Source organism: Paraburkholderia sp., from assembly GCF_036488505.1.
GTDB lineage: Bacteria > Pseudomonadota > Gammaproteobacteria > Burkholderiales > Burkholderiaceae > Paraburkholderia.
Window position 1 is genome coordinate 1 of the sequence record NZ_DASXHN010000475.1, and the last position, 3,213, is coordinate 3,213.

Annotated in this window: 2 protein-coding genes; both read right to left on the reverse strand. The window is 63.8% G+C overall.

Going from position 1 to position 3,213, the window contains the following annotated elements:
- Positions 1–272, reverse strand: a 272-nt coding sequence (locus VGH68_RS27410; protein ID WP_331606864.1) for a CHRD domain-containing protein, incomplete at its 3' end; no start/stop codon positions are given.
- A 495-nt stretch (positions 273–767) separates the two neighbouring features.
- Positions 768–3,213: ATP-binding protein (locus tag VGH68_RS27415; protein ID WP_331606865.1), on the reverse strand; the 2,446-nt coding region annotated here is incomplete at its 5' end.

Here is a 3,213-nt window from a genome sequence, read left to right on the forward strand (position 1 = left end):
TGGATCTTCGCGTTTTGGCCGACCGGCGCGGGACCGTGAAAATGCGCGGCGGTCGCCGGCCCACTTAGGCCTTCATAGGTGATGGTCCACTGCAGCGATTGGGTAGAGGTATCGAAGGTCGCATCCACCATGCCGTGCCCGTGGCTCACCCGCGGCGGCACTTCGCTCGATGGCTCGAGGTCGGCCTTCAATGCCACCGTATCAGCGAGCGCGACGCCCGACGCAAGCGCCCATAACACCACGGCCAGATTCAGTTTTCGCAGCGTAATCATGGTCTTCTCCGGACTTTGATGCGCCACCGCGGTGTCACATCCGCCCGCGATGCTTCCACATACTAGTGCAAATCATCCGGCCCCGGTGGGTGCCGGTGCGGCTGCTTCAGCGGCGCCGCACCGGGCTGCATCGGGCTGCATCGGGCTGGATCGGCGATGCATTGTGGCCTTCACGATCACGCAACGTGTGCATTGCGCCTATCCGTTTATCAAGGACCAATCTGGAATACAGCGTCAAATGAGTGACGGGGCCGTTTTAATCGATTTGACCGAACACTTCATTGCGCAATCTGTAATGAATAAATCGCGCGATTACAGCTATGCTTCTTTCTGCGAGAAGTGACTCCTTCATCGAAGGACGTCTCCAAATCTTTAACGCGGCTTCGGCCGCGTTTTTTTTCGCGCGACGGTTCGTATCGCGGTTGGATCGCGTTCGTCTCGCGTTTTCTAAGCCGATTTGCTGTGCCGGTATTTTGCGCACGGCCATCCGCCGGGCTACGCGAGCAACGCCGCCTGCTGTTCGATGCCATCCAGCATCGCCTCACATTTTCGGATGACCGCGATCCCTTCATTGCGCAAACGGTCGGGCGAACTCGCGACGATCTGCTGGCGATATTCTTCCAGCACATGAATAAGCGGCGGATATTGCAGCACATTCGCCGCACCCGCCACCCGGTGCTGCCACTCGAGCAAACGTGCAATCTCCACATGTTCGAGCAATGACACCAACGACTGCATATCGTCGCGCATCGACGAAACGAACGCGTCGAGCAACGCCTTCACCGTCGACTCGCTTCCCCACAGTTGTGTCATATGGCTAAGGTCGACCGGCACGAACGGCTTCGGATCGCGTTGCCGAAGCCCAGCTCTCTCGACCGCCAGCGCGGGCGGCTCGACGCAGGGCGTTTCCGCTGGCGTTGCCTGCGACGCGCTCTCGGTGCCGAACCAGCGGCTCAGGTGATCGCGCAACATCGCGAGCCGGGTCGGCTTGATGAGGGTGTCGTCCATGCCGGCTTGGCGGCAGAGGCTCAGGTCGTCAGGGGCGGTGTTCGCCGTGATGCCCAGAATCGGCAGACGCTGCGCGCCGCTTCGCGCTCGCTCGGCTTCGCGGATGCGCCGCGTGAGTTCGTAGCCGGAAAGGTTCGGCATGTGGCAGTCCGTGATCAGACAGCCGTAGTTCGCGCGTTCGAGCGCGGCCAGCGCGTCGACGCCGTCATCCGCGACGTCGCACGCGAAGCCGAGCAAAGCGAGTTGCTGCCGGATCAGTTCCTGATTGACCGGATGATCTTCGGCGACAAGAATCAGTCGCCCGCTCGCCAGCTCACGCTCGCGATCGGGCGGCGCCGCGCCGCGTTCCGGCGCACGGGGCGCCATCGGAGCGAGACCCGTCAGCGCGGCTGCGCAGGCGGCGCTGAGACCGCGCCATAAGATCGGGTTGACGCTGACGCGCACCGTATCGTCGACAATGCGGTAGCCGGTCGGTTTCGATTTTTCGGTCAGCGTGACGATGCGCGTGTTTGCCTCGATATGCGGGGGCAACGCGACCTCCTCGCCGATAAACAACAGGTCCGCGCCGGCCAGCATCGCGCGCTCACATAGCGCGGGGGCTCGCGACGCACTGGACGTCTCACTCGCGTCACGCGTGTCGGATGCCTGCAACGCGTCAGGCGCAATCGCGCACAACTCGAGCCCGAGTGCTTTGCCGAAGTGAGTCAGCGCCCGGGCAATGCGCGCGTCGCTCGTGATCACGACGCCGCGCTTGCCGCGCAGCGCATCGACTGAATAATGCGGCGCGACGACCGGCATCGTAAGCCGCACGGTCATACGCGTGCCGCAACTGGGCTCGCTGTGCAGCGCGAGCGTGCCATTCATCAGTTCGATCAGCTTGCGGCAGATGGTCAGCCCCAGACCCGTGCCGCCGAAGCGCCGCGTCGTGGACGATTCGGCTTGCACGAATGGCTCGAAAAGACTTGCCTGCACGTCTGGCGCTATGCCGATGCCGGTGTCGTACACCGTTATTTCCAGCGTCTGGCCAGCCGGTTGCGCAAAGCCCTGCGAAGCGCCGCGATGCGCGACGGCCGACACGCTCACGCCAACCTCGCCGTTCGGCGTGAACTTGATCGCGTTGCCGAGCAGATTGAACAGTATCTGTCGCAAGCGCACGCTGTCGCCGCGCAATGTCGCGGCCACGTCGGCGGCGATCTCGACGCGCACCTTGAGCCCATTTTCATGTGCACGCCCCGCGAGCAAACCAACCGCGTTGTCGACGAGCTCGCGCAGGTCGATGGGTTCGGCTTCGAGTGCGAGATGCCCTGCCTCGATCTTCGAATAGTCGAGCAGATCATCGAGAATCTGCAGCAGCGCACCCGCCGACTCACGGATCATGCCGAGCATTTCGCCCTGTTCAGTGCTGAGGGGCGTGCGTTCGAGCACTTCGGCGAGGCCCAGCACCCCGTTCATCGGCGTGCGGATTTCATGGCTCATCATCGCAAAGAAATTGTCTTTCGCGCGCGAAGCCGCCTCGGCCTGATCGCGCGCCCGCGCGAGTTCCTCCGAACGGGCGCGCTCCCCGCTCACATCGACCCAGTAGCCGCTCCACACGACGCCGCCATCCGCCTCGCGGCGTGGCACGAGTTCCGCGCGCACCCACTTGAGCTGGCCCGCGCTTGCGGCCGTATTCGCGACCGTACCCGCAGCTGTGCTTGCGAGACGAAATTCCATGTGCACCGGCGTTTCGCAATTGGCCGAGCGCTCGAGTTCGGCTAGCACGAACTCCCGGTCCTCTTCCGATACGCGCTCGAAGTCGACGCGGGCGCGCTGGCCCGGCGACACGCCGCCGCCGAACAGATGCGCGGTGTCGCCGCCGATATACGGAAACGAATACGCGCCGGCCGGCGTGCGCCGCAACTGGAATACGACGGCGGGCAGCGAGCGCGTGACG